At 35.9% G+C, this 6,844-nt stretch carries 5 protein-coding genes; 4 read left to right on the top strand and 1 reads right to left on the bottom strand.

Features of this window, described 5'->3' with window-relative positions; all coding sequences use genetic code 11:
* Positions 1-314: 314 nt before the first annotated feature.
* Entirely contained in the window at positions 315-2,138 is a 1,824-nt protein-coding gene (gene lepA / locus ACEN31_RS02920; RefSeq protein ID WP_197104430.1) for a translation elongation factor 4, read from the top strand.
* 94 nt (positions 2,139-2,232) lie between these two features.
* On the opposite strand, the gene ACEN31_RS02915 is transcribed toward lepA, so the two are convergent.
* On the bottom strand, positions 2,233-2,721 hold the full coding sequence (locus ACEN31_RS02915; protein ID WP_407108592.1) for a hypothetical protein: 489 nt from the start codon (positions 2,719-2,721) through the stop codon (positions 2,233-2,235).
* A gap of 293 nt (positions 2,722-3,014) precedes the next feature.
* Here ACEN31_RS02915 and ACEN31_RS02910 point away from each other — a divergent pair, with 293 nt between their 5' ends.
* The 3 genes from ACEN31_RS02910 to ACEN31_RS02900 all read left to right on the top strand — a co-directional run bounded on the left by ACEN31_RS02910 (position 3,015) and on the right by ACEN31_RS02900 (position 6,788).
* On the top strand, positions 3,015-4,691 hold the full coding sequence (locus tag ACEN31_RS02910; RefSeq protein ID WP_138403490.1) for a formate--tetrahydrofolate ligase: 1,677 nt from the start codon (positions 3,015-3,017) through the stop codon (positions 4,689-4,691).
* 58 nt (positions 4,692-4,749) lie between these two features.
* Positions 4,750-4,932 (top strand): LPXTG cell wall anchor domain-containing protein, encoded by a 183-nt coding sequence (locus ACEN31_RS02905; RefSeq protein ID WP_171031223.1) that lies wholly within the window; start codon positions 4,750-4,752, stop codon positions 4,930-4,932.
* Positions 4,933-5,069: 137 nt separating this feature from the next.
* Positions 5,070-6,788, top strand: a complete 1,719-nt coding sequence (locus tag ACEN31_RS02900) for an ABC transporter ATP-binding protein (RefSeq protein WP_407108591.1) — start codon at positions 5,070-5,072, stop codon at positions 6,786-6,788.
* Positions 6,789-6,844: the final 56 nt, after the last annotated feature.

Here is a 6,844-nt window from a genome sequence, read left to right as displayed (position 1 = left end):
ATACTCGGTTTAATGTCCGCTCAAGAAGCCTACCAGACCGAATTGTCTTTAATGGAATAAAGACTTGAGTTATAAAAGAATCGAAAAGCGACATTTCCCCCATGGGGGAAACCCTATACCTAAAAGTCTAATGGGGTATGTCTTTTGAATAACAATAGTGTTGCATTTGATTTGACAACAGAGGTATTTTTATGAATGGATAATTAATTAAAAAAAGAGTGTTGAAGCCTATCAATATGCAATGTTTTTTGGTATGATTGAGTGTGAGTATTTTTGTAGGTAAGCCATTTGGCTATAAAGGAAGTGAAGGATTTATGAATATAAATGAAATGAGAGAAAGACAAAAAAGAATAAGAAATTTCTCGATTATTGCCCATATTGACCACGGTAAATCAACTTTAGCTGACCGAATTTTGCAACAGACCCATTCAGTCGCTGATCGTGATATGCAAGCTCAATTATTGGATTCAATGGATCTTGAGCGTGAGCGTGGAATTACAATTAAATTAAATGCGATTGAATTAACATATAAAGCAAAAGATGGCGAAGATTATATCTTCCATTTAATTGATACACCTGGTCACGTCGATTTTACATATGAAGTTTCTCGTTCATTAGCAGCCTGTGAGGGTGCTTTATTAGTTGTTGATGCGGCTCAAGGGATAGAAGCTCAAACATTAGCGAATGTTTACTTAGCCTTAGATAACGATTTAGAAATCTTACCTGTGATTAATAAAATTGATTTACCAGCAGCAGATCCTGAACGTGTTCAATTTGAAATTGAAGATATTATTGGGATTGATGCTTCTGAAGCCGTTCATGCAAGTGCAAAATCTGGTATTGGAATTGAAGAAATTTTAGAACAAATTGTTGAAAAAGTGCCAGAACCACAAGGGGATGTTGATGCACCTCTTAAAGCATTAATCTTCGACTCGGCATATGATAGTTACCGTGGTGTTGTTTTAAACATTCGTGTCATGGAAGGTGTATTGCGCCCGGGTGATCGGATGAAATTAATGAGCAACGGGAAAGAATTCGAAGTTGTAGAAGTAGGTATATTCTCACCATCGCCAATTCAACGTGATTTCTTAATGGCCGGGGATGTTGGCTATGTAACAGCAAACATCAAAACTATTCAAGATACGCGTGTTGGTGATACCATCACATTAGCTAATAACCCAACGGAAGAAGCATTGCCTGGATACCGTAAATTAAATCCAATGGTTTATGCTGGACTATATCCAGTTGATTCAAGTGACTACAATGATTTAAGAGAGTCTCTTGAAAGATTACAATTAAACGATGCGGCACTGCAATTTGAACCAGAAACGTCTCAAGCGCTAGGTTTTGGTTACAGAACAGGGTTCCTAGGTTTATTACATATGGATGTAATTCAAGAGCGTTTAGAGCGTGAATTTGGCCTAGACTTGATTATGACTGCACCTTCGGTAATCTATGAAGTGGTTAAGACAGATGGTGAGACTATTATCGTTGATAATCCATCTATGATGCCAGATAACACAGAAGTTGATAAGATTTTAGAGCCTTACGTTAAAGCAACAATCATGGTACCAAATGATTATGTTGGAGCGGTTATGGATCTATGTGAACGTAAACGTGGTAACTTCCTAACAATGGATTACCTTGATGAATATCGTGTAAACGTCGTATATGAAATGCCAATGGCTGAAATTATCTTTGATTTCTTTGATAAATTAAAATCAAACACTAAAGGTTACGCTTCATTAGAGTATGAAGTGATTGGTTACAAACAATCAAACTTAGTGAAACTTGATATTCTTCTTAATGGAGAAATTATTGATGCATTTAGTACAATTGTTCACCGTGACTTTGCTTTCAACCGAGGTAAAGAGTTAGCAAGTAAATTAAAGGAAATCATTCCTCGTCAGATGTTTGAGATCCCTGTACAAGCTACTATTGGTAATAAGGTTATTGCGCGTACGACAATTAAAGCTTACCGTAAAGATGTAACTGCCAAATTATATGGTGGGGACGTTTCTCGTCGTAAAAAACTATTAGAGAAACAAAAAGAAGGAAAGAAACGTATGAAGTCTGTCGGGAGTGTGGAGATTCCCCAAGAAGCTTTCATGGCAGTACTTTCTATGGACGAAGATTAGTATATATTAAAAATAGACATCCTTCAATGGATGTCTATTTTTTTGGCACAATGTAGGCGACACTTTGAGAATTTATTGTATCACCTTACTATTATTATTTAGTTTCAAGAGCAGTATTTCCGTCCATTTTTACATGCATTTTAAGCATAATGTAACGAGCGATAGGTTGCGCGATTAATAATTCAATAAAGAAAGCAATCGCAAAATTCCGTGGCCAAAGGTTTAGAAAGTTATGAATTGGAATCATATTGATTTGGCGCATGCCAATCCAGGGAGCAATGATTGATAGGGCAATGGACATCATAAAGACATTCACTAAACAGTTAACAATCATATGTGCCCTGAAGCTGTCTTCCTGTGTAAGAATTTTATTCGAAATTTTTGTCGCAGGTTCATGAGTTAAAAGTACTAAGATGACAACCGCGATCCATATAAACGGCATAACACCAAAAGCATTGCGTAAGGTTGAAAGACTAAAGCCCATTTCTAAGCTTGTGATGAACGGGGCGATAATAAGAACAGATAAGACCGATAAAATTAATAAAAAGACAATAAATTTTTTACCGTTACGAGGTAATTTCATGTGATAATCCAAAATAAAAAAACTCCTTTTCAATTTTGCGCATAAAAAAACAGCGCAAAGACACTATTAAGTGCTTTACGCTGAACAATTATACGCTGGAAATACTTCATTTATAATATCTATTTTACAAATAAAAAGCAAGTTAAAATTTGCTTGATTATAGAATACGCTATTATTAATAGAATACACGAATGATTGATCGTTATTAAAATAAGTTATTTGTCCATTAAGCTAATGAAAACGTTCTACTATGATATAATGTTTGAAGAAACCGACAAATTAGGAGTGATTATTTGAGTCAATTAACAGATATAGATATCGCTAAGCAATCTGATAAAAAACCAATAAATGCAATTGCCAAAAAATTAGGTATTTCCGAAGAGGGGTTTATACCTTACGGGCATTATAAAGCCAAAATTGATGTAAAGATGAATAAAGAGGACTTTGAAAAGAACAAGGGGAAACTCGTTTTAGTTACAGCCATATCGCCAACACCCGCAGGTGAAGGGAAGACAACAATGTCTGTAGGTTTAGCTGATGGCTTAGCGCAGATTGGTAAGAAACCAGTCCTGGCACTTAGAGAACCTTCACTAGGTCCCGTCTTTGGGATGAAGGGTGGTGCAGCAGGAGGAGGATATGCGCAGGTAGTGCCAATGGAAGACATTAACCTTCATTTTACTGGAGATTTTCATGCAATTTCTTCAGCTCATAATTTGATTTCTGCCTTATTAGATAACCATATTCATCATGGTAACTCATTGAATATTGATTCGAGAAAGATTCATTGGAAACGTGTCGTAGATATGAATGATCGTCAACTTCGTCATATTGTTAATGGATTAAATGGTTCAACTAACGGAGTGCCACGAGAAGATGGCTATGATATAACCGTTGCTTCAGAGATTATGGCTATCTTCTGCTTATCAGAAGATTTAGTCGATTTGAAAGAAAGAATCAGTCGCATCATTGTGGCTTACACTCATGACAATCAACCCGTAACTGTGGATGACTTAAAAGGTTCTGGGGCAGTAACGGCTTTGTTAGTCGATGCTTTTAAACCCAATTTAGTTCAAACGCTCGAGAACACGCCTGCATTTATCCACGGTGGACCTTTTGCCAATATCGCTCATGGTTGTAATAGTATATTAGCAACAAAACACGCTTTAAATTATGGTGATTATGCCGTGACTGAGGCCGGTTTTGGTGCAGACCTTGGTGGAGAGAAATTTATTGATATCAAATGCCGTACCGCGGGACTTTCGCCTGATGCAGTCGTTGTTGTAGCAACCGTTAAAGCTTTAAAAATGCATGGCGGTGTTTCAAAACAGCATCTGAATGAAGAAAATGTGATTGCAGTAAAGAAAGGGCTAGTGAACTTAAAACATCATATTCAAACAATGAAAGATGTCTTTAATTTAAATACGGTAGTTGGGATTAATCACTTCTATACCGATACAGATGCAGAAGTTCAAGTTATTTTAGATGCTTGTCAAGAATGGGGCATTAAGGCTTCTGTTGCGAAAGTATGGGAACAAGGTGGTAAAGGAGCGACCGAATTAGCTCAATTAGTTGTTGAGGCTTGTGAGAATAAGACAGACATGACTTTTGCTTATGATTTAGATACGACTTTAATGGACAAAATCAATCATGTAGTTCAAAAAGTGTATGGAGGCAATGGCGCAACCTATTCAAATAAAGCGATGAAACAGTTAAGAGAAATCGAGCAAGCTGGTTTTGGTCATCTGCCTGTATGTATGGCTAAAACTCAATATTCACTTTCAGATACTGCTTCTTTAATTGGCGCACCGACGGATTTTGATATTAAAATTAGTGAATTACGCTTATCAGCTGGTGCTGGCTTTATCGTTGCCATTACTGGAACAATTATGACGATGCCCGGTTTACCTAAGAAACCATCTGCAGAAAGTATCGATGTCGATAGGGAAGGGAATATTACTGGCTTATTTTAATCATATTACATATAATTAATGAAGAATGAATCATTTCTTATAGATGAGGAGTATATTTATGAAAAAAGAAACTTTATTTAGCTTCATTTTAACTTTATTACTTTTTGTTCCTACTAAAGCTCAAGCAATGTCAACTTTACCTAACACAGGTGAGTCAAATAGCTGGATATTTATCCTAATAGCAGCAGTTGCTGTAGTTGCTGGGATTTGGTTAGTAGTTTCATCAAGAAAGAAAAAATAAGCTAAAGATATGAAAGTTTAATTATGAATGCATGGTCTTTGAATTTATTCAGAGCCATGCTTTTTAATTTTTAACTTTGAAAAGCCTATTGAATTCAGGTAGAATGGTTTAAGATTTTATGTCAGAGGAGTTAAACAATGCTAAAAAAATTTTTCTCGTATTATGTTCCATATAAAAAATTATTTGCGATTGATTTTATTTGTGCTGTTATTTCAGCTATCTTGGAATTATTCTTTCCGATTGCCGTGAATATGGTCATTGATCAAATATTACCTCAAGGTAATTTACGTCATATTGTCATGTTCTCAGTGTTATTATTTGCTTTATATTTATTTAATACGACGATGAATTATATTGTCGTATATATCGGGCATGTCTTTGGAAGTCATATTGAGACAGATATGCGTAAAGAGCTGTTTGAGCATTTTCAAAAACAATCTTATGCGTATTTTGACAAGATGAATACTGGGGACTTAATGAGTCGTATTACAACGGACTTATTCGAAATTAGTGAATTGGCCCATCACGGTCCTGAAGATGTTTTTATAACGATCATGACTTTAGTTGGAGCGTTTCTCTTAATGTTAAATGTACACATACCCTTAGCATTAATGACTGTCGCTTTAATTCCGATCTTGGGAGTTGTACTGGGACTGTTTAGCCGTTATATGGTTAATATTAATGTAAGTATCAAACAAAACTTGGGACGGTTTAACGCTGGAATTCAAAACTCAATTAGTGGAATGAGAGTGGTAAAAGCTTTTGCGAATGAGTCATACGAGAATAATATTTTCGTTGATTTAGCAGAGAAATATCGTTTAGCTATGGTTAGATTTTATAATTCTATGGCAACAAGTTCTTCCTTTAATTATATCGTGATGCGTTTGATCAACTTATTTGCCTTACTAGCGGGTTCTTATTATACAATTGTGGGTGAATTAACGATCGGTGAGCTCGTTGGATATATTCTCCTTTCAAGTGTATTTATTCGTCCACTTGAGAGAATTAATGCGATGTTAGAAGTTTATCCAAAAGGGTATGCTGGATTTGTAAGATTGCAAGAAGAACTGAATAAAGAACCAGATATTGTTGATCATCCAAATGCGGTTGAAGCACCTAAGTTCGAAGGAAATATTCGTTATGACAATGTTTCTTTCGGTTATAACAAAGAAAAACCTGTCCTGGAAAATGTAACGATTGATATAAAAGCAGGACAAACGGTAGCTTTTGTTGGACCGTCTGGTGCGGGTAAAACGACATTAGTAAACTTACTTCCTCGTTTCTATGAAATTACATCAGGGCAAATAACTGTCGATAGTGTAGATATTCAAGATGTGACGATGCAGTCATTACGGAAACAAATCGGTATTGTTCAACAAGGTGTCTTTTTATTCGATGGAACCATTAAAGAGAATGTACTCTATGGTCGCTTAGATGCGACAGATGAAGAGGTAGAAGCAGCCATTGATTCTGCAAAATTACGTGAAGTGATTTCGAACTTACCGGATGGGATTGATACCCAGATTGGTGAAAGAGGAGTTTCACTTTCTGGTGGACAGAAACAACGTTTATCTATTGCTAGAATATTCTTGAAAAACCCTAAAATTCTTATATTAGATGAAGCGACAAGTGCTTTAGATACAGCTACTGAACGCTTTATTCAATCTTCACTCGATGAATTGTCACAAGGGCGAACATCTTTAGTCATTTCTCACCGCCTAGCAACAATTACTAATGCAGATCGCATCATCGTTGTCACTCCTGAAGGAATTATGGAAGATGGAACGCATGAGGAATTATTAGCTCAAAATAACATCTATGCGGATTTATACCGTAGCCAATTTGGTGGGATGTAATGATTTCCAGGGACTAATTGTTCCTGGATTTTTTATTGGACGTTAGAGTCTAATAA

The sequence above is a fragment of the Ruoffia sp. FAM 26255 genome, assembly GCF_045528525.1.
Taxonomy (GTDB): Bacteria; Bacillota; Bacilli; order Lactobacillales; family Aerococcaceae; genus Ruoffia; species Ruoffia tabacinasalis.
The sequence above is the reverse complement of the archived record's forward strand: the minus strand, read 5'-3'. Positions and strand labels throughout refer to the sequence as shown.